The sequence below is a fragment of the Rhodococcus sp. RCBS9 genome (assembly GCF_029457415.1).
GTDB lineage: Bacteria > Actinomycetota > Actinomycetes > Mycobacteriales > Mycobacteriaceae > Rhodococcus_F > Rhodococcus_F qingshengii.
This window is the reverse complement of record NZ_CP120422.1, coordinates 1680221-1706385: the sequence shown is the minus strand read 5'-3', so window position 1 is coordinate 1706385 and position 26165 is coordinate 1680221. Positions and strand designations below refer to the sequence as shown.

The 26165-nt window shown below is 61.8% G+C and carries 28 protein-coding genes; 14 read left to right on the top strand and 14 right to left on the bottom strand.

Translation table 11 applies throughout. The features are described 5' to 3' along the window. Window positions 1-10: 10 nt before the first annotated feature. The gene (locus P0M12_RS08115; protein WP_164490599.1) at window positions 11-163 is read left to right on the top strand and encodes a hypothetical protein; all 153 of its coding nucleotides are present in this window, start codon (window positions 11-13) and stop codon (window positions 161-163) included. Here the strand turns inward: P0M12_RS08115 and P0M12_RS08110 are convergent. Genes P0M12_RS08110 through P0M12_RS08100 form a run of 3 tightly spaced genes read right to left on the bottom strand, consistent with a single transcriptional unit; the run spans window position 156 to window position 3065 of the window. Then, entirely contained in the window at window positions 156-935 is a 780-nt protein-coding gene (locus tag P0M12_RS08110; protein WP_019745466.1) for an ATP-binding cassette domain-containing protein, read from the bottom strand. The two genes, P0M12_RS08115 and P0M12_RS08110, sit on opposite strands and share 8 nt — an antisense overlap. A 33-nt stretch (window positions 936-968) precedes the next feature. After that, window positions 969-1937, bottom strand: a complete 969-nt coding sequence (locus tag P0M12_RS08105; RefSeq protein WP_054188412.1) for a sugar ABC transporter substrate-binding protein — start codon at window positions 1935-1937, stop codon at window positions 969-971. 48 nt (window positions 1938-1985) lie between these two features. After that, a complete protein-coding gene (locus tag P0M12_RS08100; RefSeq protein WP_021331893.1) occupies window positions 1986-3065 on the bottom strand; it encodes an ABC transporter permease in 1080 nt (359 codons plus the stop codon). Between the two features lie 346 nt (window positions 3066-3411). Here P0M12_RS08100 and P0M12_RS08095 point away from each other — a divergent pair, with 346 nt between their 5' ends. Both P0M12_RS08095 and P0M12_RS08090 read left to right on the top strand, forming a co-directional pair. Then, window positions 3412-4953, top strand: coding sequence for a PucR family transcriptional regulator (locus P0M12_RS08095; RefSeq protein ID WP_021331895.1), 1542 nt, complete (start codon window positions 3412-3414; stop codon window positions 4951-4953). Between the two features lie 924 nt (window positions 4954-5877). Beyond that, window positions 5878-6924, top strand: a complete 1047-nt coding sequence (locus P0M12_RS08090; RefSeq protein WP_081377525.1) for a LacI family DNA-binding transcriptional regulator — start codon at window positions 5878-5880, stop codon at window positions 6922-6924. Window positions 6925-6953: 29 nt separating this feature from the next. On the opposite strand, the gene P0M12_RS08085 is transcribed toward P0M12_RS08090, so the two are convergent. Together P0M12_RS08085 and P0M12_RS08080 are read right to left on the bottom strand one after the other, a co-directional pair. After that, entirely contained in the window at window positions 6954-8117 is a 1164-nt protein-coding gene (locus P0M12_RS08085; protein ID WP_042923934.1) for an iron-containing alcohol dehydrogenase, read from the bottom strand. 63 nt (window positions 8118-8180) lie between these two features. Then, window positions 8181-9671 carry a CoA-acylating methylmalonate-semialdehyde dehydrogenase gene (locus P0M12_RS08080; protein WP_277377577.1) on the bottom strand — a complete coding sequence of 497 codons (1491 nt, stop codon included), beginning with the start codon at window positions 9669-9671 and terminating at the stop codon, window positions 8181-8183. A gap of 114 nt (window positions 9672-9785) precedes the next feature. Here P0M12_RS08080 and P0M12_RS08075 point away from each other — a divergent pair, with 114 nt between their 5' ends. Then, window positions 9786-10679 (top strand): LysR family transcriptional regulator, encoded by an 894-nt coding sequence (locus P0M12_RS08075; protein WP_042924016.1) that lies wholly within the window; start codon window positions 9786-9788, stop codon window positions 10677-10679. Between the two features lie 127 nt (window positions 10680-10806). Here the strand turns inward: P0M12_RS08075 and P0M12_RS08070 are convergent, their stop codons facing one another. Next, window positions 10807-11385 carry a TetR/AcrR family transcriptional regulator gene (locus tag P0M12_RS08070; RefSeq protein WP_042923936.1) on the bottom strand — a complete coding sequence of 193 codons (579 nt, stop codon included), beginning with the start codon at window positions 11383-11385 and terminating at the stop codon, window positions 10807-10809. A 34-nt stretch (window positions 11386-11419) separates the two neighbouring features. Between P0M12_RS08070 and P0M12_RS08065 the strand changes: the two genes are divergently transcribed. Further along, window positions 11420-12397, top strand: a complete 978-nt coding sequence (locus P0M12_RS08065; protein ID WP_047272155.1) for a DMT family transporter — start codon at window positions 11420-11422, stop codon at window positions 12395-12397. On the opposite strand, the gene P0M12_RS08060 is transcribed toward P0M12_RS08065, so the two are convergent. The 6 genes from P0M12_RS08060 to P0M12_RS08035 all read right to left on the bottom strand — a co-directional run bounded on the left by P0M12_RS08060 (window position 12384) and on the right by P0M12_RS08035 (window position 15846). After that, on the bottom strand, window positions 12384-13205 hold the full coding sequence (locus P0M12_RS08060; protein WP_047272157.1) for a tyrosine-protein phosphatase: 822 nt from the start codon (window positions 13203-13205) through the stop codon (window positions 12384-12386). The genes P0M12_RS08065 and P0M12_RS08060 overlap by 14 nt on opposite strands. 38 nt (window positions 13206-13243) lie before the next feature. Further along, on the bottom strand, window positions 13244-13657 hold the full coding sequence (locus tag P0M12_RS08055) for a phage holin family protein (RefSeq protein WP_020970904.1): 414 nt from the start codon (window positions 13655-13657) through the stop codon (window positions 13244-13246). Window positions 13658-13684: 27 nt separating this feature from the next. Then, entirely contained in the window at window positions 13685-14662 is a 978-nt protein-coding gene (locus P0M12_RS08050; protein ID WP_003940299.1) for a DUF1214 domain-containing protein, read from the bottom strand. A 65-nt stretch (window positions 14663-14727) separates the two neighbouring features. Next, a complete protein-coding gene (locus P0M12_RS08045; RefSeq protein WP_030537230.1) occupies window positions 14728-15036 on the bottom strand; it encodes an SHOCT domain-containing protein in 309 nt (102 codons plus the stop codon). A gap of 1 nt (window position 15037) precedes the next feature. Then, complete coding sequence (locus P0M12_RS08040; RefSeq protein ID WP_083056591.1) at window positions 15038-15475, bottom strand: DUF6325 family protein; 438 nt, start codon at window positions 15473-15475, stop codon at window positions 15038-15040. Then, window positions 15472-15846 (bottom strand): PLDc N-terminal domain-containing protein, encoded by a 375-nt coding sequence (locus P0M12_RS08035; protein WP_030537228.1) that lies wholly within the window; start codon window positions 15844-15846, stop codon window positions 15472-15474. Before P0M12_RS08035 ends, P0M12_RS08040 begins: the two co-directional genes overlap by 4 nt. Window positions 15847-16016: 170 nt before the next feature. Here P0M12_RS08035 and P0M12_RS08030 point away from each other — a divergent pair, with 170 nt between their 5' ends. Further along, complete coding sequence (locus tag P0M12_RS08030) at window positions 16017-17552, top strand: LuxR family transcriptional regulator (RefSeq protein ID WP_221742394.1); 1536 nt, start codon at window positions 16017-16019, stop codon at window positions 17550-17552. On the opposite strand, the gene P0M12_RS08025 is transcribed toward P0M12_RS08030, so the two are convergent. Further along, window positions 17487-18074, bottom strand: coding sequence for a TetR/AcrR family transcriptional regulator (locus tag P0M12_RS08025; protein WP_030537226.1), 588 nt, complete (start codon window positions 18072-18074; stop codon window positions 17487-17489). The two genes, P0M12_RS08030 and P0M12_RS08025, sit on opposite strands and share 66 nt — an antisense overlap. A 95-nt stretch (window positions 18075-18169) precedes the next feature. Here P0M12_RS08025 and P0M12_RS08020 point away from each other — a divergent pair, with 95 nt between their 5' ends. The 4 genes from P0M12_RS08020 to P0M12_RS08005 all read left to right on the top strand — a co-directional run bounded on the left by P0M12_RS08020 (window position 18170) and on the right by P0M12_RS08005 (window position 22991). After that, window positions 18170-19948, top strand: coding sequence for an ABC transporter ATP-binding protein (locus P0M12_RS08020; RefSeq protein WP_007729612.1), 1779 nt, complete (start codon window positions 18170-18172; stop codon window positions 19946-19948). Window positions 19949-20023: 75 nt separating this feature from the next. Continuing rightward, window positions 20024-21235, top strand: coding sequence for an acyl-CoA dehydrogenase family protein (locus tag P0M12_RS08015; RefSeq protein WP_277377576.1), 1212 nt, complete (start codon window positions 20024-20026; stop codon window positions 21233-21235). After that, window positions 21232-22257, top strand: a complete 1026-nt coding sequence (locus tag P0M12_RS08010) for a phosphotransferase family protein (RefSeq protein WP_007729609.1) — start codon at window positions 21232-21234, stop codon at window positions 22255-22257. The genes P0M12_RS08015 and P0M12_RS08010 overlap by 4 nt, the downstream gene beginning before the upstream one ends. Then, window positions 22254-22991 (top strand): SDR family oxidoreductase, encoded by a 738-nt coding sequence (locus P0M12_RS08005; RefSeq protein WP_277377575.1) that lies wholly within the window; start codon window positions 22254-22256, stop codon window positions 22989-22991. The genes P0M12_RS08010 and P0M12_RS08005 overlap by 4 nt, the downstream gene beginning before the upstream one ends. Window positions 22992-22995: 4 nt before the next feature. Here P0M12_RS08005 and P0M12_RS08000 read toward each other — a convergent pair whose 3' ends face one another. Beyond that, window positions 22996-23541 (bottom strand): hypothetical protein, encoded by a 546-nt coding sequence (locus P0M12_RS08000; RefSeq protein ID WP_007729604.1) that lies wholly within the window; start codon window positions 23539-23541, stop codon window positions 22996-22998. Window positions 23542-23685: 144 nt separating this feature from the next. Between P0M12_RS08000 and P0M12_RS07995 the strand changes: the two genes are divergently transcribed. Genes P0M12_RS07995 through P0M12_RS07980 form a run of 4 tightly spaced genes read left to right on the top strand, consistent with a single transcriptional unit; the run spans window position 23686 to window position 26165 of the window. After that, the gene (locus P0M12_RS07995; protein WP_003940613.1) at window positions 23686-24186 is read left to right on the top strand and encodes a methylated-DNA--[protein]-cysteine S-methyltransferase; all 501 of its coding nucleotides are present in this window, start codon (window positions 23686-23688) and stop codon (window positions 24184-24186) included. Further along, window positions 24173-24727, top strand: coding sequence for a sigma-70 family RNA polymerase sigma factor (locus P0M12_RS07990; protein ID WP_080961251.1), 555 nt, complete (start codon window positions 24173-24175; stop codon window positions 24725-24727). The genes P0M12_RS07995 and P0M12_RS07990 overlap by 14 nt, the downstream gene beginning before the upstream one ends. Continuing rightward, window positions 24724-25323 carry a methylated-DNA--[protein]-cysteine S-methyltransferase gene (locus P0M12_RS07985; RefSeq protein WP_007729599.1) on the top strand — a complete coding sequence of 200 codons (600 nt, stop codon included), beginning with the start codon at window positions 24724-24726 and terminating at the stop codon, window positions 25321-25323. The genes P0M12_RS07990 and P0M12_RS07985 overlap by 4 nt, the downstream gene beginning before the upstream one ends. Next, entirely contained in the window at window positions 25320-26165 is an 846-nt protein-coding gene (locus P0M12_RS07980) for an AlkA N-terminal domain-containing protein (RefSeq protein ID WP_277377574.1), read from the top strand. The genes P0M12_RS07985 and P0M12_RS07980 overlap by 4 nt, the downstream gene beginning before the upstream one ends.

Below are 26165 nucleotides of genomic sequence, written 5' to 3'. Positions count from 1 at the left end.
AGGGTCTCGGATGTCCGACGCCGACGCCGACGCCGACGGTGACGGTGACGGTGACGGTGACGGTGAGTATCGGATCCGCGACACGAACAGGCCCGTCGAAAGTCGTGGTGACTTCAGACGGGCCTGTACGTCGATCTGCCTGCAGCTACAGCTGCTTACGTGACGGCCTCTGCAGGTCGAGCGCCGGTGATCATCGAGACGATCTCGTCGGCGGTGGTTTCCTTGGTGTTTCGGCACCCGACGACCTGGCCTCGCCGGAAAACGTACACCCGGTCGGTCAGTTCCAGCACCTGTTGCATGTTGTGGCTGACGATGATGACCGCGACTCCGCGTTGTTTGAGGCGTTTGATGATGTCGTGGACGTGGGCGGTCTCCTGCAGGCCCAGTGCCGCTGTGGGTTCGTCCATGATGATGAGCTTCGATCCCCAACCGGATGCGCGGGCGATGGCGATACCCTGGCGCTGGCCACCGGAAAGACCCCGAACGGTCCGGTGTACCTCGGGCACGTTCACTCCGATCTCCGTGAGCAATTCGGTTGCACGCTTGGCCATCTTGCGTCTGTTGAGCACGCTCAAGCCGCCCAAGTTGATCAGCTTCTCTTCACGCCCGAGGAACAGGTTGGTCAGGACGTCGAGGTCGTCTGCGAGTGAAAGATCCTGATAGACGGTTTCGATCCCGGCTTCGCGTGCATCGATCGGGCTTTGGAACTCACAGTCCGCACCGTCGAATCGGATGGTGCCATCACTCGACGGTTGCGCGCCGGAAAGGATCTTGACGAAGGTGGACTTGCCTGCGCCGTTGTCGCCCATGATGGCGATGTGCTCACCGTGTCCGACGCTGATGGAGGCGCCTTGCAAAGCTTTGACGCCGCCGTAGAACTTGGAGAGGTTCGTAGTCTGGAGAAGAGGCTCGGTGGTGTTGGTGATAGTACTCATTGAGGTGGTTCCGATCTGGGGGGTCGTCTCGAATCAGTACGCTGCGGGAGAGTCGGCGACATTGGCGGATGTTACGGGCGGGATCGGGACGAAGATCTTGGGTTGCACCGTGCCACCGTCCAGCAGGGTCAGCATGGCGGCGACAGCTTCTCGCGCCATCTCCTTGGGATCACCGTTGATGGTTCCGTACGTGTCTCCCGCGAGGATGCTCTCGCGCATCTCTTCCGGATAGTCGTTGCCGACGAAGACGATTTCGCTTCGGCCCATAGACTTGGCCAGGCGGGCGCCCGCAGCCAATTCAGGTCCTTGCGCGACAACGGCGTTGATCTGCCCCGCCGGATACTTCGCGAGCCAGTCCTGGGTCAGGCTGATGGTCTTGTCGTTCGCCCAGTTGTTCGGCTGCTCTTCTACGAGCTTGACGTCGGGGAAGTTCTCCTGCAGTTCGGCACGGAATCCTTCCGACCGACCGATCTGCGGCCCACTGCCGAGGATGCCGGTCATCAAGGCGACGTTGCCCCGATTGCCTATTGCTCCTGCGACCATCTTCGCCTGCTCGCGTCCGACCTGAACGTCGTCGGTCCCTACGAACGAGGAGACCGGGGCGTCTTCGGACAGCGCCAGGGAGAATGCGATGACCGGGATTCCTGCTGCTTCGGCTCGTTTGATAGACGGAGTCATGCTGTCCTGGTCGCTGGGGGCGAGGAGAATGGCGTCGACCTTCTGCGTGACCAGCTGGTCCATTCCGCTACTCATCTGAGCGATGTCGTTGTGCCCGTTGACAACACTGAGCTTGTATCCCGCAGCTTCAGCTTCTTCTTGCACAGTCGAGATGGCTACGTTCATCCATGGGTCGACGCCGACGTCGTACACCACGAAGCCCAATGTCTTGTTCGCACCCGAGGAAGGTGCGGTTCCGCAGGCCGTGAGTGCGACGGCGACGAACGCAGCCAGGCAAAGGGCAAATGCGGTTTGGATCGTTCGAGAAGTTCTTCTTACGGTCATGTGTTTTCACTCCTGGAATGTGGTTGGCTGCGAGGGGAATCGGATGTATCAGCGTTTGCGGGCGCTGCGGAACGCTTCGAAGCCGACTGCGAGCAGAACGGCCGTACCCGTCAGCGCCGGCTGCCAGTAAGCGGACACGCTGTACAGGTTCAACGCGTTTGTCAGGACGGTGAGCGACAGGATGCCGATCACCGCGGAGCTGATGCCGCCGACTCCGCCGGTGAGTGGTGTGCCGCCGATGATGACGGCGGCGATGGCGAGAAGTGCCCACTGTGTACCTGTTGCCGGACTCCCGATTCCGGAGATCGAGACAAGAAGAATTCCTGCGATGGCGGCGCACAGCCCGCCGATGGCATAGACGGCAATCAGAACCCGATCGACATGGATTCCGGCGCGGCGCGACCCTTCCTTGTTGCTCCCGACGGCGTAGATGTGCTGGCCGAAGAGCGTGCATCGTAAGACGAACAGCAGAATCAGGATGACCACGACGAATGTAAGACTGGCAAAGGAGATTCCGGCGATGTTCTTCAAGCCCAGATCGGTCCATCCGGAAGGAAGAGGAGCGATCGGGGTGGCGCCGGTTGCGGCGTACAGCAGTCCGGTGACGACGGCTTGTGTACCGAACGTGGCCACGAATGGGTTGATGCCGATCTTGGCTACGAGGATGCCGTTCACGAAGCCGGCGAGTAGACCGGCGACCAATCCGACGAGAATTCCGATGGCTATACCGTGCTGGAGACTGACGTACGCTGCAGCGCATCCGGCTGCCGCTGCCACGATTCCGACCGAGAGATCGAAGCCACCCGAGATAATCATCAGCTGCATACCGCCGGCAATGATTCCGACCATCGCCGCCTGTTGCAGCACGTTGAGCAGGTTGTCCGACTGCCGGAAGATCGGGTTGGCGATGCACAGAATCACCACCGATGCGACCAGTACAGTCAGCATCACCCGCTGAACGACCTGCGAAGGTGTGCTCGGCAGAATGCGTTTGAGCAGAGCCGGTAGCCATTCCTGCGAGGATGCGTGGGGCGGCTGAGGTGCCGCGGAACGAGTGGAACGGCCGACGTCATCGACAGAGATTCCCGCGCTTGGCGGCCGTTTCTGCTGGTCTTCGGTCAGGGGCATTGAGGACTCCTCGAAAGGGTGTTTCGGTGTTCGGTCGAAAGAGCGAAATCAGGTCACCCGGTCGCACGGCGTTGTGCGTGTCGAGATTCGGATCGGTGCCCTGCAGTTCGCGTTCGGTTCGAGAATCGGTAGCGATTACTCGGACGGTGGGCCGGCAGTACAGGGGCGCTGAAACAAATCTTCGGACAGGTAGGAAGCGGGTTCGCCATGTGTCTCAACTCTGTTTGGCGACCCCCGGCGAAGCCCTGGGGTTGTAGAAATACTGTCCTGTGACTGCATTCACAGCTAGACGCAAGCCGGGAAAGATGTCTCGGCTGGACGACACGTTTTGTGTAGTGTCTTTGACATGTCTTTCACGGTTGCGGACGCTCTGGAACTCTCACTGATCCGCGCGGCCGGTCCTCACGTACTCACCAGCGGAACGGATCTGGATCAACGCGAAGTCCGATGGGTTCACTCGTCCGAGATCCCCGATATCGCACGATTTCTCAGCGGCGGCGAATTGTTGCTGACGGCGGGCCTCGGTATAGGGGAAACAGAAGCCGAGCAGCGTGCTTACGTGAAGGCGGTTTCTCGAGCCGGTGCGGCAGCTCTGGTGATCGAAGAATCCGGTCGCATGTTCGATCGAGTTCCTCAAGCTGTTGTGCAGGAAGCCCAACAAATGCTGCTTCCGGTGATCGCGCTGACCCACGAAGTGTCGTTCGCCGGAGTCTCCGCCCAGGTGCACGAAATTCTGACCGAAATGCGACTTCGGAGCCTGACTCGTGAACGTGAGGTCGAAGCAACATTCTCGGGATTGCTGCTCGACGGCGCAGACCATCTCGGAATAGTGGAGACTCTGGCGGCGCTCACCGACAGCACGGTGGTTCTGGAAAACATCGCTCACCGGGTGACGGTCTATTTCTCAGTGGACGGTGTCGAATTCGACGACGACGAGTGGAATCGTCACGCCAGAGTATCGCACGACAATGAAACTGATTGTGTCCGAAGGCCCGTCGTCATGCGTGGTCAACCGTGGGGGTGGATCCACGTGCTCCAAGGACAATCGCCGACCGCGCCGTTCTCGGCTGAATTCGCGGCGGAGCGGGCAGCAGCAGCGATCGCGATCTCGCTTCTCACCGATCGTAGCCGCGAGGCGCGTGACGATCAGCGCAGTACCGCTTTGATGACACACTTGCTGCTGGGAGAAATTTCCGGCGATGAGTTCGTGAAGCAGGCCAGTCGTCTGGGGTATCGGCTCGGATCTGGCCTGATGCGAGTGTTCGTGGCCAACAAGAATACTCGTGACGATTCTGCTGGAATCCGGCCCAAGCGCAGGAGCAGTCCCAATGCGATCAGTGCCGACATGGGTGATTACATCGTCACGGTGGCGCCGGAAGTGAGTGGCCGTCCGCCGGAGATCGAGGATCTTGTCGGTTTCGTCGGTGCGGGTGTCGGTGTGAGCCGCGCTATTTCACGTGACATGGTTGCTGTCGCGCTCACTCAAGCGCGCAGTGCTGCCGCGGTCGCCCGAGCTTCTGGTGGTGTCCTTCACTTCGACGAACTGGGGGTCGAGCGGATTTTGGTGACCCTGGCGCAGGGCCCGGAACTGGCGAGCTTCGTCGAAGACGAATTGGGTCCGTTGTTGACGAAGGATGCGCACTCGGCCAGTCCGCTACTGCCGACACTGCGCGCATTTCTCAGCGTCGACGGTCGCAAGACTGAAGCGGCGGACAAGCTCTACGTGCAGCGCAGAACTCTGTACAACAGGTTGGAGCGGATCTCGACGATTCTCGGGAAATCCCTTGATGCCCCGGAAACGCGGCAGCGCTTGCTGTTGGCAGTCAAAGGTCTCGAGCTGCTGGAGGGGTCGGCGATCAGTTCGTCGCGACGTTCCGGAAGGAACTAGCATTCCGACTTCGATGAGGGGGACGGCGGTGCGGGCTGCGCGCGCGGCAATGAGACGGCCTGTTGCCGGCAATCCGCACAGGGAACCACCGGGCAGTCCCAAGATGACGAAACCGAATCCGCTGGTGGTGAGCTCGAGTGCATTCTTGACGTCGGGTGTCCCTGTCGCCCAAGAGGCTTGGCAAGCTCCGTGAAGTGCGAAAGATGACAAGCAATGCCCATTTCGTGCGGTCGAGCACGAACGGCGACTTCGGCTAGAGCATTTCGTTGATTCCCTTCATAGAAGAGATGAGTGAATCGTATCACTAGGTGATACGATTCACTCATGTCGGTGGTGGTAAAACAAGGTGAAGGTTGAGATGTGGCGCGACAGGCGAAAGTATCGCAAACCGCGGTGTCGCGCCTACCTTCTCCCGAAGTGTCCAGTCGGGGCAATCGCCGCTGTCGACAGTACGTCTCACGGACGTCGTCGTGTGTACATATGCGGGACCTTCAGTGCAGAAACATCTTTCAGGCTACCGAGCTACGGCAGGAGTGGGGCGACGAACATGGCTGGTCACCGTATGGAGGAAGAAGTGGGGTACGTCTGTGTCACGTGTCGCCATATCGGTTCGTCGTTGCCTATGCCCAAGCCGTCTGTGCCGCTGGCCGTGCGAGCTCGATGCAACCTCTGTGGCGAGATCGACACGGCGATGTCGGGGCGGAAAGACGATGTGCCATACCGTGTCGAGCTCTTCGGGGGCTTTCGTAGAGCTTGGACGCATGCAGTCCGGTGTGGGCGAATGTGTGAACACCATCTACTGTGACGACAGGTCAACCGAAGCCAACACTCGGTTGAAACGAGACCACGATAGAATTCGTGAGATCGTCAAGGGTTACGGCGGATGATTCGTCCGGAGCAAGGGGAGTCGCTTCAGTGGTTACGATGAAGGACGTGGCGCGGGCAGCAGGCGTCTCCCAAGCCGCTGTCTCATACGCGTTCAGTAACTCTCCGAAAGTTTCTGCATCGCAGCGTGATCACATCTACGCAGTCGCTCAGTCTTTGTCCTACGCCGGGCCGAACATCGTCGGCAGTAGCCTGCGCTCCGGCCGAGTCGGAGCGGTTGGCATCATGGTGATGGAGTCGTTGGGGCACGCACTGGAAGACCCGTCGACCATGCTGTTGATGAAGGGGGTAGTCGAAGTCAACGAACTCGCCGACGTTGCCCTGACTTTGTTGCCGTTGGTCTCCAGTAGGGAAGAAGGATTCAATTCTCCCGCGGTCAGAGGTTTGGTCGACGGAGTCGTCCTGCACAATGTGACTCCTACCCACCCGATCATTGCGGCCCTGATTCACTCCGGAACGCCGGCAGTTGCGATCGATTCACCCGCGGACTGCGGCTTGCCGTTCATCGGAATCGATGATCGCGCTGCAGGATTCAAGCAGATGGCCCATCTCTTGGATCTCGGGCACCGAAGAATCGGTGTGGTCTGCGAACGTTTGAACATCGGTGGCACCGACGGGTCGATCTCCAAGACAGTTGTCGAACATTCTTCCGAGCGGGTCCAGCGAGATCGGATCCTCGGGTACTTCGATGCTGCAACTGCGCGGGGAGATGCCGGTGTCTCGATCGAGGTTTACGAGGCTTCAGGTATCGATCGTGACAGCGGCGTCCGTGCTGTCCGCTCGATGGTCGAGAAACTGAATCCGACCGCAATAGCCACGACGTCAGATGTCTTTGCCGTCGCTGCCTTGAGCGTGCTTCGTAGCATGAATATCCCAGTACCTGAGGTTGTTTCGGTTGTCGGATTCGACGATGCCCCCATCGCCGAACTCATGGATCTGACCACTGTGCGTCAACCGCTGGTGGAGAAGGGCCGCGCCGCAGCCTCCATGCTGCTCGACAATATCGACGGCGCGAAGCGAAGGCAGAAGATCTTCAAAACCAAGCTGATCGTCCGAAACTCGACAGGCCCGGTCAGCACAGTCTGAACGAGACCATGCTGACCGGGCCGGAGTGGTCAGGATCGATAGACTTTCCGGTACAGTTCGGCGATTTCCTGTGCGCTGGGCACCACCGGGTTGTTCGACGGAGAACCCGACGCCAACGCCTGGTCCGCCATCAGTGGAATGAGCTCCTCCCAGCGAGTCTCGTCGATGCCGAATGTGCGCGGACTGGGTACCTCTACGTCGACGCACAAAGTATCGATGAAGTCGACCAGCTTGTGCGAGGCCGCCTCGTCTGAGTCGCCGCGATCTGCCGCGCCCAGCTGCCTGGCGCAATCGGCGTATCGATCACGCGCCCCGGGTATGGAGAACGCGGTGATCGCCGGAAGCAGCATTGCATTGGAAAGTCCATGCGCCACATGGAAATGTGCGCCGATCGGACGACTCATCCCATGTACCAGGCACACGCTCGCATTGGAGAACGCCATACCCGCCTGAGTGGAAGCATGCATCATCTGTTCGCGCGCCTCCCGATCTGAGCCGTCACGGTACGCGCGCAAGAGGTACTCCCCGATTGTCTTCATCGCAGACAGTGCGAGCCCGTCCGAGATGGGGTTTGCCTTCTTACTGACGTAGGCCTCGATCGCGTGTGTAAGTGCGTCGACACCTGTGTCGGCCGTCAGTCTCGGCGGCATCGACATCGTGAGGTCTGAATCGACGATCGAGGCGATCGGAAGAAATGAAAGTCCAGGGCACAGCATCTTCTCGTCGGTGGTGACATCCGTGATGATCGTGAATTGTGTTGCTTCCGAGCCACTTCCTGCCGTCGTCGGGATGGCGATGATCGGAAGCGCCGGCCCCGCGTACACCCGAGGGGCTTTGAAATCGCGCATGACGCCGCCCTGCTTGAACAAGACGGCAAGTGCTTTTGCCGTGTCCATCGGGCTGCCACCGCCGAAGCCGATGATCGAGTCGGCATCGTGGGCGGTCAGAGCGTCGAGACCAGCCTGTAGAGAATCGGTAGTGGGGTCGGGAACCGTCTCGGAGAAGAGTGCGGCCTTCTTTCCTGCTGCTGCAACGATCTTCAGCAATCGATCGGCTGAACCATTGCTGACCATGAATGCGTCGGTGACGAGAAGCGGACGCTCGATGTTCAGATCCGTCAGCACTTCGCCGAGACTCTCGACGGACCCAGGACCAAGTTTCAAGAACCGGGGAAATGAAATGTTGGCAACCATGCCGATCCCTTCGAATGTTGTGAATGTATTTCCCAGCCCGTGGTATTCGGACGGGATAGGGACTCAGTTGTTTTCGGGGAAGCCGAGGTTGATGCCGCCGTGGCTGGGATCGAGCCAGCGGGTAGTGACGACCTTCCCGCGGGTGAAGAAGTGGACACCCTCGGTACCGTGAGCGTGCGTGTCGCCGAACAGGCTGTTCTTCCAACCACCGAAGCTGTAGTAGGCCATGGGGACTGGAATAGGGACGTTGACCCCGACCATACCAACCTCGATCTCGTTCTGGAAGCGACGTGCTGCGCCACCGTCATTGGTGAAGATCGCGGTGCCATTCCCGAATGCACTCGAATTCACCAGGTCGAGTGCTTCGTCGTAGGAGTTCACCCGCACGACCGAGAGCACAGGGCCGAAGATTTCGTCTGTGTAGATGCTCATGTCGGTGGTGACGTGGTCGATCAGGGTCGGGCCGAGCCAGAATCCGCCCTCACCACCGTTCGCCTGCACTTGCCTGCCATCGACGACGAGTGTCGCGCCGGCGGCCTCACCGGCGTCGACGTAGGAGGCGACCTTGTCGCGGTGGGCCTTGGTCACCAGAGGGCCCATGTCTGAGTTCTTCGTGCCGTCACCGGTTTTCAGGGTGCGGGTCCGCTCGGCGATCTTGCCGACGAGTTCGTCGGCGATGTCGCCGACGACGACCAGTGCCGAGATCGCCATGCAGCGCTCGCCGGCCGAGCCGAATCCGGCGTTGACCATTGCGTCGGCGGCCAGATCGAGGTCTGCGTCAGGCAAGACGATCGCGTGGTTCTTCGCTCCTCCGAGAGCCTGAACGCGCTTTCCATGGCTGGTGCCGGTGCTGTACACGTACTGGGCGATGGGGGTTGAACCGACAAACGAAACGGCCTTGATCGCAGGGTTGGTCAGAAGTTCGTCGACAGCTGTCTTGTCGCCTTGCAGGACGTTGAACACGCCTGCTGGAAGTCCTGCCTCGGCCCAGAGTGCCGCGATCCACAGCGAAGCAGATGGAACTTTTTCGGACGGCTTGAGTACTACCGTGTTTCCGGTGGCGATCGCGATGGGGAAGAACCACATCGGGACCATCGCGGGGAAATTGAACGGCGAGATTATCGCGACCGGGCCGAGTGGTTGACGGATCGAGGTGACGTCGACGTTCGTCGAGGCATTCTCGGTCATACCGCCCTTGAGCAGGTGCGCGATGCCACAAGCGAATTCGACGACTTCCTGGCCTCTTGACACCTCGCCGAGTGCGTCGGAGAGGACTTTGCCGTGCTCGGCGGTGATTATCTCGGCGAGTTCGTGCTTGCGGGCATTGAGCAGTTCGCGGAACGCGAAGAGGATTGCGGTTCGCTTGGCGAGCGAACTGTCGCGCCAATCGGGAAACGCAGCAGCAGCTGCGTCGATAACGGCGCGTGCGTCTTGCACGCTGGCGAGCGCGACACTGCCAGTGACGGCGCCGGTCGCAGGGTTCGTGACCGGAGCGGAGTTTCCGCTCGAACCGGGGGCGATCGTGTTGTCGATCCAATGTGCGATGACAGTCATGACTATTCACTCCTGAGGCTGGGGTTGATTCGAGTCTGTGCCGCAGAATTGCCGTCGTCAACAAGTAAGATCGCAGTACTCAATGCAAAATTGCAGCCAAGAACAGGAATGGCGATGTTTACTTCTGACAACCTGCGCTTTCTGCTGGAACTGTCACGCACGGGGCGCATTTCGGATACGTCGAAGCGGCTGGGGGTCGATCAGACCACTGTCTCCAGGAGAATCTCTAGGCTTGAAAAAGACATGGGAGCAAGGCTTTTCGATCGCGGCGTCTCGGGCTGGCAGCTGACCGAGGCGGGCAGGCGATTGGTTCCCTACGCGGAGAGTATCGAGTCGACGCTACTTTCTGCGCTCGGTGAGACGACCGCCTCGGCGTCGCCGAGCCTCAACGGGACGGTCCGGATCCTGACCCCAGACGGCTTCGGTGCCTTCGTCTTGGTTCCGGGCCTGCGCTCTGTCCGTGTCCGGCACCCGGATTTGTACACCGAAGTGCTGACTTCGACTACCCACGATGTGTTGACCGGGCGTGACTTCGACGTCGCCGTCACGTTGGAGCGTCCCTCTCCCCGATCTGTGGTCGTCAGCAAACTTGCGGACTACAACTTGCGGCTTTACGCCTCGCGTCGGTATCTGGAGACGCACGAGTCGATCTCGTCGGTGGACGACCTACGTCATCACACGCTCGTCTGGTATGTGGACGCGTTCTTGGATGTCGAACCTCTGCGTATCCTCGACCGGATACTGCCCACCGGGCGGGCGCAGATCCAGACCAATAACATCGCTGGTCACTACGAGGCGGTCAGGCACGGTGTGGGAATCGCGCCCTTGCCGACATACATCGGCGCGACCGACGATGACCTCGTGCCGGTGCTGCGTGACGAGTTCGTAATTCGGAGGTCGTATTGGCTCGTTGTCCCGCGCGAGCTGATCAGATTGGCCCGCGTACGGGCGATAAGCGATGCCTTGCATGAGATTGTCGACAGGAATCCCGACCTCCATGCGCGGTGATGTGCGTTTCCTGTATTCCCCGGGTTGGGCGATGGTTGACGGTCAGTTTGTAGCGCCTGAGGAATGATCGCGATGTCAGGTGTGGACGCTGTCGAAGGGTCTTGTGGAATGTGCGAAGAGGGGTGGGTTACCCCGAGGTCTTCAACAATTCGAGGGCTGCGTTCCGGCCGGCACCGAAGGGGTTGGTGCCGATACCGATCCCGTCTGCGACGAGGGCACCTTCGTGAAGCAGCATGATTGCCTCGACGAGACGTTCGTCGGCTAGTCCGTCCGTCGCCAGAATGCGCCGGAAAAGGTCTGACATCTCCCGCTTTTGTTCGGCGATGACAGCGAACACCGGATGTGAGTGATCGCTGAACTCGGCGTGCGCGTTGATCATGCTGCACCCTTTGCCTCCGCTCGCCTTGGACCAGGAGGCGGAAGCGTCGAATACCGCACTCAACTGTTCGGCGCGGCTAGCTCCGGCTGATGCGAGCTTCTCGTCGCGAAAGATTCGCCACCGCCGATCTCGAGCCCTCAGGTATTCAACGACGAGACCGTCTTTCGAGCCGAACCGTTCGTACAAAGTCTTCTTCGTGACCCCGGCGTCCAGTGCGACGGTATCCACGCCTACGGCATGAATCCCCTTTTCGTAGAACAGCTTCGACGCAGACTCCAGAATGCGACGCGCTTTCGGAGTCAATTCGGGTGTGGATTCCTCTGCCATGGACAAAAGTATACCGATCTGTATAGTCGAGTTCATGAGTAAACAGATCGGTATACCTCGGATCGTGACCTCGAGATCTGCCGTGACGGCTACCTTGTCGGTCCTGTTCGTCGTGTGCTGGAGTTCGGGATTCATCGGGGCCAAACTCGGCGCCGGCAGTGCCGAGGTCCCCACACTGCTGATGTGGCGTTTTCTCCCGCTCGCGGTGGTACTGCTCCCGATTGTCTGGCTATCCGCCCGGCGCCGGAACACGATGCCCACACCGCGGGCTCTCGGCAGGCAGGTGGTGATCGGGATGCTCTCCCAGAGTGGCTACCTGTTGTCGGTGTACTGGGCAGTCGATCTCGGCGTGAACACCGGAACCACAGCGCTGATCGACGGTATTCAGCCGCTGGTGGCTGCCGCGCTGCTCGGTCCGGTCCTCGGTGTCGCAGTCCCGCGTATGCAGTGGATCGGGTTGGCGATCGGAATGGGCGGCGTCGCGATGGTCACGGCAGCCGATGCCGGGGCCGGTAAATCGGCGCCGTGGTGGGCGTACGCGATTCCGTTCCTGGGGATGCTCAGCCTGGTTGCATCCACCTTCGTCCAACAACGCGCTCACACGTCCACGCCACCTCTGCAGGCTCTGGCCATCCACTGCTCTACCAGCGCAATAGTTTTCACGACACTGGCGGTGGCCTCAGGTGTCGCCGTACCGCCAAGCGTCAACACATTCTGGATCGCGTTGCTCTGGTTGATCGTGTTGTCCACCTTCGGTGGTTACGGGCTGTACTGGTTGTTGCTCCGCCGCATCGGCATTACGTCCGTCAACACCCTGATGTTCTTGATCGCCCCCGTCACCGCGGTCTGGGGCGCACTGATGTTCGGAGAATCCTTCACTCCGTTCACCGCGCTCGGCTTGGCGGTGGGCATCGTCGCCGTCGTCGTGGTCACCCGGGTGGGCAATCGCCCGAAGAAGCAGGACGAGGGCACGGATTCCTGCCCGGCGAGAGCTTCGATCACGTCGCGCTGATGAAGGCCGATCGGGATGTGAACCGCTCGCGGAGCGCGGTGAGTTGCTCTGCGGTGAGCTTCAGTCCGTTGATTGCGTAGTCCTCGACGGTGCCGAAGTGCGTGCGCATTTCGTCGAGAGCTGCGTCGAAATAGCTGTCACGGACTCCGAGGAGGGGTCGTAGCACTTCTGCGTCAACGCCTTTGCTCGCGGCGAAGTCGAGGATCGGTTCTGTCATGGGGGCCAGATCGGTGTTCGTCTCCAGGTAGTCGGCGCGTACATCGGCTTCGTCGGCCCCGAGGAGGAGTAGGAAAGAGGTCGCGGCCCACCCGGTTCGATCCTTGCCGGTGGTGCAGTGGAAAAGTGCTGCCCCGGAGCGTTTTTCGTCGATGAGGTCGAGATAGAACGTGCGATAGGCGTCGAGAGCGGACGGCAGGCTGACGAAGTTGCGGTTGGCTTCCTCCATCTGTGCGATCCCACGTCCATCGCTGATGGTCTCGGCGTATGCGACCGGGTCCGTCATGAGTAGTCCAGTGGCCGCGGCGTTTTGGGCATTGTCGGCAAGTACGTCGAGCCAGACTGTGCGCGTCGAGTCAGGGAGATTGTCGAGTGCGCCGTCGCGCTCGGCGGCGGTCCTCAGGTCGTATACCGTCCGGACGTCCAAGTCGGCGACCGCGGCAAGGTCGTCGCCGTCGAGTTTCGCCAGAGTCGCCGAACGATAGAGCGCGCCCGCGCGGACGGTGCCGTCCGCAACAGGAATGCCACCGAGGTCCCGGAAGTTCGGAGCGGTCTTCAGGAGAACGCGGCGATCGAGCGGGTGAGTTGGCATGGCTGACTCCTTGTGGGTTCCGTTTCCGAACTGATCATTCATGCCTTCTGCACACTGCGCACGAGCTTTTCGGCATTGCGTCTCTTGATCCACTTGTCGATGACGAGAGCCATGAAGATCCACCCTCCCAATGCCGTGATCACCCACACGATGATCGGGGCGAGGATCCAGGACCCGACGCCGCTGATCTCGATACCGTCGGGGACCAGGGTCGCAACCCAGAGCGCGAGCAGTGTGGCGACCAAGCCGACACCACCCGCGAGCGGAGCCGCGTAGTGCAGTGCCACGCTGAGCACGAATGGGCCGAGGATCATGTGTGCGAGGGTGAATACACCGATAGCGGCCAAGAAGCCGTTCACGCTCAGGCTGACCCCGGGAAGAGCAAAATGCACGACGATCAGCGCGATCGCGCCGAGAACACATTGCGAAATGAGCTGAAATAACAGACGCATGGCTTGTACCTCCGTGATCAGGTCGAGTCACCCGAGAGTGGTGTGTGCGTGGGGAACGCTTTGCTGCAGGGCTTCGGGACGAGGCGCCGTCCAGGTGCCGTCGAGCACGGAGGGACGGGGGCGGTACAGGCGCAGTACGTAGTTCCACCCGGGCATGATGGGCAGTGCGTTCGCGACGCCGTCGAGATGGACCCCGAAGCGAATGGTGGTGCTGCCGTCGGAGTCTGGGGTGGCCGTGAGGCTGTTGATGCTGTTGACGCCCAGAGCGTTCTCTTCGAAGTATCCGGCCGCGTTGTACAGCGAGACCGACCAGAACGCATCCACGGGAACATCGTTCAGGCGGAGACGGTATTCCCCGACCGGGAGACGTTCGTCGAAGTTGACGTAGGTGGCCTCGTACTCGGGAAGGCCACCCCAGCCGGATGCGGTACCGAGCAGGTGCCTGATCGGATCGACTTCCGCAGCGGTACCGAATGAATGGTCGTACGTGGTGATGCCACGCGCGAGTGCGAGGAGTGCGTCGCGGGTCTCGGTCTGCGATTGCTCGTCGTAGTCGGGCAACGGGAACTCTCCCGTTCCGCCGCCGTCGATGTTGAGGGCGTCTTGCAACCGGTTCACCTCGGCGACGTCTTCGGGGCTGTTCGGATCGACGAGGATGCGCACGATCAGTGCGGCGTAGTCGGTCCCGACCAATTCACGCGTGAGCAGGTGCTCTCCCGGGTCGCGCAGGATGACGGGACCGAAGTGATCTTGACTGACCACCCACACGGAGATGTAGCGCTCGCCGGTATCGGGCACCGTGATGGTGACGTTCTCGCGCACGTCGATGATCGCGCTGCTGTACAGAGTGTCGCGGTTCTGGCGGATGATCGGCTGGTTGTCGAGTGACCCGAGATCACGAGTGTGGTTCCACGTGCCCAGGCCGACGCCCGCGGCCAGGCGAGCGAACATGAGATCGGATTCTGCCCGATTGAAGTTCAGGACGTTGACGGCGATCGTGGACATAGTGGGTTCCATTCGGTGTCGGGGTACGGAAGCGGGCGCGGTAATCCATGGCCCGTCGGGGTGAATCAGCCGAGCAGTCGCGCTTTCGCGGCTTGGAACTCGGCCTCACTCAGCAGGCCTTGTGATTTGAGGTCGCCGAGTTTCTGCAACTCGGTAACGAGATCGACCGGGGCCGCGGGTGCGGGTGTGGGCATCGGGAGTGCGGCATGCTGCTGGGCGAATTCGTACTGCGCCTGCTCGTAGTCGGCCTGAGCTCTCCTTTGCCGGCGGGTGGCCATACCGTCGCTGACGGCGGTCGCGGTACCGGTGACGACCGCGGTGCGGGCGGCGAGGCCCAGTAGTCCGGGGCGGCCTCGTCTCGGGATGTACGGCATGTCAGACCTCCAATTCCGGGATGATCGTGTCCATGAGGGCATTGACGACGGGTGCGGGTATCCGCTCGTAACCCAGTAGCACCGCGCCTGACGCAGCGGTGCGGGCGGCGAGCTCACGCTGATAGACCAGCTCGAGCGCGACCAGCAGCGCTGTGGCACCGGTGGGAATGGCTGCCGCGAGTTCGGTGATGTCCTCATGCCCGAGCAGACCGGACGCGCCGAGCATCTCGACGTTGATCTCGAAGCCGTTCGGCAACTCCTCGACTTCGATGAGGGTGAGTTCATCGTCCTCGGACTTGGAGATGACGATCAGATCGAGCAGCCGCACCAGGCCGGTATCCGTAAGGTCGGTCAGTGCGGAGAGCGCGGCCGGGTCGAGGCTCTGCCCAGGCAGGCCGAGAAGGTAGAAGTCGACGGGGCCGAAACGCGCGGCACTCACGAGAGGACCTTCAGCTTGAGTGCGGCGAACTCGTCCTCGCTGATCGCTCCGGCTTCGAGCAGTGCTGCGGCTGCGGCGATCTCCTCGCTGGGGCTCTTCCCCGCGACCTCGCGGATATACGATTCGGCGGCCTTCTCGGCGTCGCGTGCGGCCTTGTTGCTGCGTTCCGTCATCCCTTCGCCGCGGGCGACGAGATAGACGAGCGCGGTGAGGATGGGCAGGAAGAGTAGGAAGAACACCCAGACGGCCTTCAACCAACCGCTGAGCTTGTGGTCGCGGAACAGGTCGGCGATGATCGCGAACAGCGCGAAGAGATATCCGATGAAGACGGTTGCCCACAGCATCCAGCCGAGGCTTTCCCAGAAGCTCATGTGTCTTATCCGTTTCGTGTCAGGCCTGCGCACCGGGATTCCGCCGACTATCGCATTTCGGTTGATTCCGGCAATTCTCACTGGTTTCCGCAGGCTTCGATCGCGGTCTCATCCGAAGCGGATGAGACCGGATTTCCACGGACATCGAACGTCTCGAGTATCTTCGACACATGATCGAAGCCGTGCGTGACGCACTCGCCTCTGGTGAGGCGGAGCAGGCTCGACGAGTCCTGCGGAAAAACTGGCTTCGTTTGATTCTCGAATCTCACACCAGGGAACTCGAGCAGCTCTGCCTTGCTCATCCCGATCCCCACGATCCGCACATCCTGCTGATACGGGCGTGCTGCCGCGATCTCAGCGGTGATCCGTACGGCGCTGAGTTTCTCCGCGGGCAGGGTCTGCGGGTGGCGTCCGACGATTTTGTCGTCTGCTTCACCGACCTGCTGCTCGCTCCGGACACCTCGACCAAGGCCGTCATCGCCGATCGCGCGCGTCACGCGCTCGCCCAGTGCGAGCCCGAGGACGATTACCCGTCCGCGCTTTTCCTCCTCGGATGGACCGAGGTCAGGCTTCGTCGTGACCTTCCTCGTGCCATCGCGCTACTTCGCTCGGCCGGCGACGAGGCGCAGTTGCAGTCGCGCACGGAGACATTGCGTCTTGCACAGTCCAACTTGGCCTTTGCGCTGACCCACGCGGGAGCATTCACCGAAGCCGAACAGATCCTCGACGGCCTTCCTGCGCGAGATGTGGCGTCCGATTGGGAACGCTTCGAAGGTGGACTCCCACAGTCGAATCGAGGGTGCATCGCTTACTGGCGTGGCGACTTCGAGGAAGCGATCGCTCAGTTCGACTCGATCATCGTGGAGGGCAGTCCCGGAACCAACTTCGAGGCGCTCGCCCGTCTGTACCTGGTGATGAGCCTGATCGCTCTGAACCGGGAAGACCGGTACCACAACGCCGCTCGTCTGCTGCGAGGCGTGAGCACTGCGGACAAGCACGGCATTCCTTGGGATACGCTGCGGCGCGTCACCACGGCCTGGCTCGCCCACGCTCAAGGACAGGACGAGCAAGCTCGCCGCATCGCAATGCCCACGCTGACCAGAACAGGTGCTGCGGTCGCTCACGCGCTTCTCGCGGAGCTCTACCGAGTCATGGGGGATCCGGAACCGTCGGCTCAAGCGCTTCGCTTGGCAACCTCGGCCGCGCTGCCGCGATACGCGCTGGTGAGCACCCTTGTCACGTCTGCCGCCCTGAGCTCCGTCGCAGGGTGTGGACCGCAGGCACACGAGCAGTTGGATCGTGCGCTGGCCGAGGCAATCCCCGAGCGCATTCTCGCCCCATTTCTGAGCGGCGATCCGGTAGTTGTCGACCTCCTGACAGCGCACGCGGTCCGGGGGTCGAGACACCAGGAGCTCCTACGCACGATTCTGGAAAAACGGGGCCAGCTCTCTGCCAAACTCGCCGGAGTCCTGACGGAACGTGAGAAAGAGATCCTCACTTTTCTGCGAACTACGATGACTGCAGACGAGATCGCTGCGCACCTCGGCATCGCCTATCCCACTGTGAAGACTCACATTCGCTCGATCTACCGCAAACTAGGCGTGACCAAACGGCGTGCCGCAGTCCAAGCAGCCGACAACCTAGACCGCGGGATCGGGGGCGATTCCGCGGCGGAGGCTGCGAACCGTCAGGTCCAAGGCTTGTAGGCGCGTCCCGGAACCACGGTTCACGTAGTCCATCGACGTGTAGAGCAGTGACCACAGCAGGTTCTGCACCCAGTCCGAACCCATGTCGGGGTCGATGGAACCGTCGGAGTGTCCGCGCTCGATGGCATCGGTGACTGAGTCGTCGTTCGACGCGGACTCGGCAAACGAATCTTCTTGATACACACCGGGAGTGAAGAACAGGACCGTCAAGAGGTCGGCCAGTTCGAAGTATTCATGGCACAGGCGAACCAGCGCTTCGGCTCCCGTACCCTCGCCGAGTCGAGCTGCTGCTGCTGCCTCTCCGACGGCGCGGGTGGCCTCGGCCGCGACTGCGTCGACCAGGTCTGACCGTTCGGGAAAGTAGCGGTGCAAAGTGGTCCGGCCGACCTTTGCGGCCGAAGCGATCTCGCTGAGGGTCGCAGCAGGCTTGGATGCGAACACCGAAACGGCAGCATCGAGGATGGCCTTCCGTGTGCGCTCGCGGGTCGCGCTTTGTTCTGGTGCGCTGTGGATCGTTGTCACGAATCCGAAGCGTAGCCGTGTCCGGTTTCGGTATCCAGTGTTTCCGAATCGGAATTTCTCTTGCCCTTTATGGAACATTCGTGTTCCATAAATTCATGCTTGAATCCGACGCTTCTCAGCCCGCACCGAAATGGAGCAATCTCCGCGTCCTCTCGGAGTTCGCTCGACCGCATCTGCCGTCGCTCCTTCTCGGATTGGTACTGGCGCTGTGCGGCTCGGCGGCGACGCTGGCAACGCCGATGGTCACCAAGTGGGTTCTCGACACCCTCGATACCGGTGCGTCGCTGAAAGGACCTATCCTCACGCTCGTCGTCCTTCTGATCGTCGGTGCCGTGCTCGGTTGTGCTCAGTGGATCGTTCTCGGAACCGCCGCCGAGAAGGTTGTCTTCGACGCCAGGTCGTCGCTGGTGAAGCGATTCCTGGCGGCGACCGTACCTTCGCTGCAATCGCGATCCGTGGGTGAATTGGTCACCCGGGTCACGTCTGACACCTTGCTGCTGCGGGAGGCTGCGTCGTCGGCCGCGGTGAATATTCTGAACGCAGCCGCGTTGACCATCGGAACGATTGTTCTGATGGGCGTACTGGATCTGCCGTTGTTGGGCGTCACCATGGTGGCAATCGTGTTCGCCTCCATACTCTTTGCCGTTCTGATGCCTCGGATTTCCGCAGCCGAAGCGCGAACCCAGGAATCGCTCGGTCAGCTCGGCGGCGTACTCGAGGGTGGCTTGCGTGCGATCCGGACGGTCAAGGTTTCCCTCGCCGAGGATCGCGTCGGCGCTCTGGTGACGAACAATGCGTCCGATGCGAAAAAGCATGCGATCACGGCAGTTCGAGTGTCGGCAACCGCGTGGACTGTCGCGTGGACCGCCATTCAAGGATCGATCATTGCCATCCTCGGCTTTGGTGCCTGGCGAGTCGCCGACGGCGAAATGGCAGTCTCGACGCTCATCGCGTTTCTGCTCTACGCCTTCACCCTGATGGGGCCGGTGTCGGAGCTTGCGCAGAACGTGACCTCCGTTCAGTCGGGAATCGCGGCAGCTATCCGGATTCGCGAGATGCAGTCGTTGCCCACCGAGCAGTACGACGAGGTCGTGGACGTGGTCGCGAAAACCAACGCTGCCGCGCCGCTGATCGAGTTGCGCGACGTCACCGTGAGCTACCACGGATCGAACCAGCCGGCGTTGCGCGATGTCTCGCTGGTCATTCCGACGCGTGGGCACATGGCCATCGTCGGCCCGTCGGGTGCAGGAAAGACGACCTTGCTCTCGACCGTGCTGCGATTTGTCGAACCGCGATCGGGTGAGGTTCTCCTGCATGGAGTCGGTTACGACGCGCTCGATCACCGCGCTGTGCGCGAGAGTCTCGCATACGTGGAGCAGGAGACACCGGTGGTGCCCGGAACGATTCGGGAGAACGTCGTCTTCAGCCATCCCGATGCGACGGACGAAGAAGTCCAGGCCGTTCTGCGCTTGCTCCGGCTCGACGACGCGATCGAGGCCCTGCCCAACGGACTCGACACCGCTCTGACGGCCACTTCGCTGTCGGGCGGCCAACGTCAGCGGATCGCGATGGCGCGCGCAGTTCTGCGGCCGAGTGCTTTGCTTCTGCTCGACGAAGCCACTGCCCAGGTCGACACGCTCACCGAAGCCGCGATTGTCGACGCGATCAACGAACGTGCGCGCACCGGGGCCGTGGTGACTATCGCTCACCGGCTCTCGACGGTGCGTGACGCCGACTGGATCGTGGTCATGGAAGACGGTCGGATCCGCAACATCGGCAACCATGACGAGCTCATGGACAAGGACGATCTGTACCGCGACATGGTGGTTGCCGGCCGGCTCGATCAGGGCGAGGCAATGCTCGAGGATTGTTGACCCGACGCGTCGGCGTGTGCGAGAGTGCTGATACCGAGCGATCGCTCGGTCGGGATGTTCTTTCGGAGGTGGCTGGTGGCAATCGATCTGACGTACGCGCCCGAGGTGGTGGCGCTGATCGAGAAGACGCGCGACTTCACGCGCAACGTAGTGCTCCCCATCGAAGACGAACACGCCGGTGACATCGCTGTAGCGGGTGGCGATGCAATCCGCATCGAGATGCAGTCGGCAGCAAAAGAAGCCGGTGTCTTCGCCCCGCATGCGCCGATCGAGTACGGCGGACACGGACTCAACATGAGTGATCGCGCGCCGGTCTTCGAGGAAGCCGGCTACTCGCTATTCGGGCCGACGGCGCTCAACATCGCGGCGCCGGACGAGGGCAACGTTCACATGCTGGCCCACGTGGCGAACGAAGCACAGAAGCAGCAGTTCCTCGCGCCGCTCGCAAGCGGGGACATGCGGTCGGCATTCGCCATGACCGAACCCGCGCCGGGAGCGGGATCCGATCCTTCGGCTTTGAACACCCGCGCCGAGAAAGTCCCCGGTGGCTGGAAGATCAACGGTAAGAAATGGTTCATCACCGGCGCCGACGGCGCCGGGTTCTTCATCATCATGGCGCGCACGTCCGGTGAGCCCGGGCAGCGCGGCGGAGCGACCATGTTCCTGGCGCCGACGGATGCTCCCGGCCTGGTAGTGGGTCGACACATCGACACCCTCGACAAGGCCATGATCGGCGGGCACTGCGAGGTCACGTTCGAGGATCTCTTCGTACCCGACGAGGCCGTTCTCGGTGAGGTCGATCAAGGTTTCGCCTACGCGCAGGTTCGCCTCGGTCCCGCCCGCATGACGCACGTGATGCGCTGGCTCGGTGCAGCGCGCCGCGGCCACGACGTCGCCGTGGCCAGGGTTGCCGAACGAGAAGGCTTCGGCTCGAAACTCGGTGATCTCGGAATGATCCAGAAGATGGTCGCCGACAACGAGATCGACATCGCAGCCAGCCGCGCACTTCTGGTGCAGGCCTGCTTCGAACTCGATCAGGGCGGGCACGCGAGCAACGCGACGTCCATCGCCAAGACCTACGCTGCCGAGGCGATCTTCCGGATCGTGGACCGCTCCATTCAGATGTGTGGCGGAATGGGCGTGTCCGGCGATCTGCCGCTGGCACGCTTGTCCCGCGAAGTGCGTCCCTTCCGCGTCTACGACGGCCCGTCCGAGGTTCATCGCTGGGCAATTGCGAAACGTGTTGTCGGAGCTGCGAAGCGCGCTGCTCGGGAGGAGTCGAAGTGACGGACTTTCCAGGACTCGATCTCGCGGCGCTCCACAAGTATCTGCAAGCCGCAGGCGTCGAGGTGAGCGGTGAGTTGCGAGCCGAACTGATTTCAGGCGGCAAATCCAATCTCACCTACGGAATCTTCGACGACAACTCGAAGTGGATTCTGCGTCGTCCACCCACGGCCGGCCTCACGCCGTCGGCGCATGACGTTGCGCGTGAGTTCCGAATCACCTCGGCGTTGCAGAACACTGCCGTGCCGGTCGCGCCGACCGTCGTGCTGTGCGAGGACGCCTCGGTGATGGGTGCGTCGTTCACGGTGGTCGAGTTCGTCACCGGTCAAGTGATCCGAACCAAAACCGAGTTGGAAGCTGTTCCGGCAGCGCAGGTCACGCAGTGCACCGACGAGTTGGTGCGTGTTCTCGCTGCACTGCACGACGTCGACTACACCGCAGTGGGTCTCGGCGAACTCGGCAGACCCGACGGTTACGTAGCCCGCCAGGTGAAGTTGTGGGCCGGTCAATGGTCACGCGTCAAGACCGAGGACTCGGCCGACGTGGACAGGTTGGCGTCGAGCCTCGCGGAATTGATTCCGGCGGAATCAGCCTCGTCGATCGTTCACGGCGACTACCGGATCGACAACACGATTCTCGCGGCGAACGACGTCACCAAGGTTGCCGCAGTGGTGGACTGGGAACTGTCGACGCTGGGCGATCCGCTGGCGGACATCGCGATGATGTGCGTCTATCGGCATCCCGCGCTGGATCTGGTTCTGGGTGAGCCTGCTGCGTGGACGAGCCCGTCGCTACCGTCCGTTGTCGATCTGGCGCAACGGTATTCGTCCGTGTCGGGTCGTGAACTGGCGCATTGGAACTTCTACATGGCGCTCGGGTTCTTCAAACTCGCCGTCGTGGCGCAGGGCATCGATCACCGATTCCGAGCAGGAGCCACCGTCGGCGGGGGATTCGACAAGGCTGGATCTTCTGTGCCGGAACTGATCTCGGCCGGACTCAACGCACTGCAAGGGAAATTCGAATGACTCGATCAGCACTGGTCACCGGCGCCTCCAAGGGAATCGGGCTCGGCATCGCAACACGCTTGGCTTCGCAAGGGTACGGGCTGACCATCACAGCGCGTGATACCGAGCGGCTCGCCATTGTCGCCGAAGAACTTACGCGCGCCGGATCGCCGGACGTCGTCGTCTCGGCCGGCGACATGGCGGACGAGAACTTCGCCGCAGCACTCGTCGCCACACACAATGAGCGATTCGGCTCCATGAGGGCTCTCGTCCTCAACGCCGGAGTGGGAACCAGTGGGCGAGTAGCGGATTACCCGATGCGACGTTTCGACAAGACCGTTGCCGTCAATCTCCGAACACCGTTTGCACTATTGCAAGCGTCGCTGCCGCTCCTGCGTACAGCGGCGGACGCGGACCTTGCCGGCGGAGCGAAGGTGATCGCTCTCGCCTCGATGGCCGGTGTGTATGCCGAGAGCGGCCTGGCCGTCTACGGAGCCACCAAAGCTGCGCTGATTTCGATGGTCGAGGCACTCAACGCCGAGGAATCCGGAAACGGCGTCAGTGCGACGGCCATCGCTCCCGGTTACGTCGACACCGACATGTCGGCATGGACACACGATCGGATCACACCGGACACCATGATCAAGGTCGACGACATCGTGGAGTTGGTGGACGGTCTGCTCAAGCTCTCGTCTCGAGCGGTCGTTCCGAAGGTCGTCATGGCGCGGGCCGGGACCAACGGCTACTCCGCCTGAAATTTCAATCCAGCTTGGCTTCGCCCCGCTTGCGAAAGAAGTGAAAGCCAGGCACCCCGACGATCGCCTGCCGCAGGTCCTTGACCACTCCGAGGAGTTCGTGGATCTCGGGCGAGACGGAGTCCAAGGTTCCGAGGATGGGCAACACCGCGGCCACCCGGTCGGTGAGCTCCGGTAGTTGGTCGATCAGCTTGATCGCGGCGCTGACCTCTGCCTCGGAAAGGTCGTCGGCGAACCTGGCGGCCAGCGGCGCGAGCTGTAGGGCGATGGGCTCGTAGATCTCGAGGAGTTGTCCCGCGATGTCCGACGTCTGCTCGACGGCCTCGACCAGTGTCTCAGCGCGAACGGTCACGGCGGCGGCTCCGATGACGACGCGGTCGGCGTTGTCGGCGATCTGGTTGATGCGCGCCACCAACCTCTCGACCGAGAAGAGGAGCGCCTCGAGTCGAGTGGGCAGGGTGACCGCAAATGCGACCGTGGACAGGGACCAGTGCACCACGTCGCCGACGGAGCGGACGACGGTGGAGCTGCCGGGCAAAACTAGAGCCATCCCTCGATACTGCCTGATGTGACGTCAAAGTACAGGTAAATCTCACATTCACGAGGCCCGCGGCGTCTTCGAGGTGTCGGTGCCGGCGCGGACAATCACTTCACCCGCTGCCTGCCGCACCGCGCAACCTGGAAGGATCGAGACATGACGGCTATCCGTACGCACACTGTGATCGACTCGCCGATCGGAGCGTTGACGCTGGTAGCAGCAGGTGACGACCTCTGCGGTCTGTACATGGCGGAGCATCGCCACAAGCCGGACGAGTCCACGTTCGGTGATCGTTCCTCGGCGGTCTTCGGTGAAGTCGAATCGCAGCTCACCGAGTACTTCGAGGGTGATCGCACGGAGTTCTCCGTGCCGCTGGCGCCCGTGGGCACCGAGTTCCAGAAGCGGGTGTGGGACACCTTGCGAACGATCCCGTACGGCGAAACCTGGACCTACATGGAGCTCGCGCAAACTTTGGGTAACCCGCTTGCGATCCGAGCTGCCGCCGCGGCAAACGGCAAGAATCCGATCAGCATCATCGTTCCCTGTCATCGCGTGGTCGGTAGCGACGGAAGTCTGACCGGTTTCGCCGGCGGCCTCGAACGTAAGCGGTTCCTGCTCGACCGCGAGCACGGCGGCGAATCGGATGTCCTCTTCTGATGCGCTCGGCTCACAATTCGGTGATCGGGAACGTCTACCGGTCGTGACACTCAAACCGTTCGAAGACGTCGTGACCGAATACGGTGCAGTGGTCCTCCGTGTCTGCCGCGCGGTGGTCGGGCCCGTCGACGCCGAGGACGCGTGGTCCGAGACGTTCATCGCGGCGATGCGGGCATACCCGGATCTGAACCCGGACGCGAACATCGAAGCCTGGCTGGTCACCATCGCGCACCGCAAGGCAATCGACATCACCCGAGTGCGTGCCCGCGTGGCCGTGCCGACAGACGACGTTCCGGAATTGCCGACGCGAATCGGCGTGCCGGGCACGTGGGATCACGAACTCTGGGACGCACTCGAACAACTACCACTCAAACAACGTGCGGCGGTCGCCTATCACTTTCTGGGTGGGCTGCCGTACGCAGAGATCGCGGACATCCTCGGCAACACGCCGGCAGCCGCCAGACGCGCGGGTGCCGACGGTATCGCCACCCTGCGAAGAACCTACTTGTCCGCTACCGCTGCGGAAGGGAGTCACTCATGAGTAACGATGTGTTCGAGGCACTTCCAGCCGTTGACGCCGACGCCATGATCCGCCTACGGGCGCGCCTGGCTGCGCAGGCGTCCGAAGCCGAATTGATCGACGTGGCATATCGAACCGTCGATTCGCCGGTCGGAAAGCTGCTGCTGGCGGCAACTGATGTCGGCCTGGTGCGGGTTGCCTTTGCCGTCGAAGGGCACGACCTCGTTCTGGAACGATTGGCGGACACCGTCAGCCCTCGTGTGCTTCATTACCCGCGCAGGCTGGACACTGTCGCTCGCGAGTTGGACGAGTACTTTGCCGGTGCGCGTCGAGAATTCGATCTGCGCTTGGATTTCCAACTCGCGAAAGGGTTTCGACGCGAAGTGTTGCGTCATCTTCCCGAGATCGAATACGGCCACACTGCAAGCTATTCGGTGGTCGCGGCAGCGTCGGGAAGCCCACGTGCGGTGCGTGCCGTCGGGACCGCATGTGCAAAGAACCCGCTGCCGTTGGTGGTCCCGTGTCACCGGGTGGTGCGCAGCGACGGCAGCCTCGGGCAGTACGCGGGTGGCCCCGAACTGAAAGCGATTCTGCTGGATCTGGAAGCCGGCCGGTGAGCGCAATGACGCTGCGCTTTCAGGCGCCCTATGCAGTCGAACCGCTCACCGGTGCCCTGCGGGCTCACTGCGTCGCAGGCCTCGAGCGTCACGACGACGGTGTTCACACCAGAGTCGTACCGTTGCCTTCCGGACCCGTTGTCGTGTCGGTGTCGTGGACCGACGACGGTGTCGTCGTGGATTCCGATGTGCCGGTAGCGGATTCCGCAGTGCTGGAGGTGATCGTGCGCCGTTGGCTCGACCTCGACGCCGATCACACTGCTGTCGAAGCGGCGTTCGGTAGTGATGAGTTGTTGGCCCCACTTGTTGCCGCCCGTCCAGGATTGCGTGTGCTCGGTTCGGTGGACGGGTTCGAGACCGCAGTGCTCACTGTTCTGGGACAACAGGTTTCGCTCGGCGCGGCGAGGACGTTCGGTGGTCGTTTTGTCAGCGCATTCGGAGCGCCGGTGCAAGGGGATTTTCTTGCCTTCCCTGATCCGGACGTGGTTGCAGCGCAATCAACCGAGGGCATACAGAAAGCCGTCGGATTGACCACAGCGCGCGCAAGAACAGTGCACACGCTGGCAACTGCGGCAGCGAACGGCCTCGACCTCTCCGGGAATGCGGATCCTGTCCAATTTCGGCGAGAGCTGTTGGCGCTAAAGGGGATCGGACCGTGGACCGCTGACTATCTCACCGTCCGGATTCTCGGTGATCGCGACGCATTCGTGCCCGATGATCTGGTGTTGAAACGTGCGCTGGGGGTCTCGACGGCCAAAGAAGCCGCAGCGTTGTCCGAGCGCTGGCGACCCTGGCGAGCCTACGCGCTCTTTCATCTGTGGACCAAGGAAGCGTTTCTGTAG